The organism is Paracoccus sp. 22332 (assembly GCF_052045125.1).
Classification (GTDB): Bacteria; Pseudomonadota; Alphaproteobacteria; order Rhodobacterales; family Rhodobacteraceae; genus Paracoccus; species Paracoccus haematequi_A.
This window is the reverse complement of sequence record NZ_JBQEOI010000125.1, coordinates 1-676: the sequence shown is the minus strand read 5'-3', so window position 1 is coordinate 676 and position 676 is coordinate 1. Positions and strand designations below refer to the sequence as shown.

Below are 676 nucleotides of genomic sequence, written 5' to 3'. Positions count from 1 at the left end.
GGCGCGGAAGGCCGCTCTGGCGGCCAAGGAACTGTCCGTCAGCAATCAGATTGAGTTTGACTTCTTCGGAGGAGGCAACGTGTCCATTGCATTCCAGTACCAGGACGCCGTGACCGAACGCCTGTTTGCGGCGGCGAAAACGCCTGCGCAGGCGTTTCACGCGCAGGCGGTGCTCTGGCAGATCACCCGCAACCTCGCGTGGCAGTCCTACGAATGCACCAAGACCGCTGCCGACCTGTGTGAGGTGATGCGAACCGACAAAGGAGATATGGCTCGCGCTCTGGACCTTCTGGAGCAGGTGGGGGCCATCCGGCGGATGAAACGTGGGCGGGTGAAGATCATCACCGTGACGCCAGAAGGGGCATTCCGGGGCAACGTGAACAGCCACGCGCAAGCTGTTGAACGCTACAAGCTGGACGTGATTGAGGGCGGTAAGTCCGACCAGACCCCCGAGTAGCCGACCGGTCGGCTACCGGTTCCGGAAACCGATACCGACCACCCTGCCGACCGGCCCCGACCACCCAAGGAACCACCGTGCCGCTGACGCTGAACCAGGCTGCCAAGACCTGCGGCCGCTCCAAGTCTACCCTTCTGAATGCCATCAATAGTGGGCGCATGAGCGCGCCCAAGGATGATCGGGGTCGCTACGCCATCGACCCGGCAGAGTTGCACCGTG

The 676-nt window shown here is 63.0% G+C and carries 1 protein-coding gene; it reads left to right on the top strand.

Going from position 1 to position 676, the window contains the following annotated elements; all coding sequences use genetic code 11:
- On the top strand, positions 1-457 hold a 457-nt coding region (locus tag ACTJI6_RS24145), incomplete at its 5' end, for a hypothetical protein (RefSeq protein WP_440804314.1).
- Positions 458-676 lie beyond the last annotated feature (219 nt).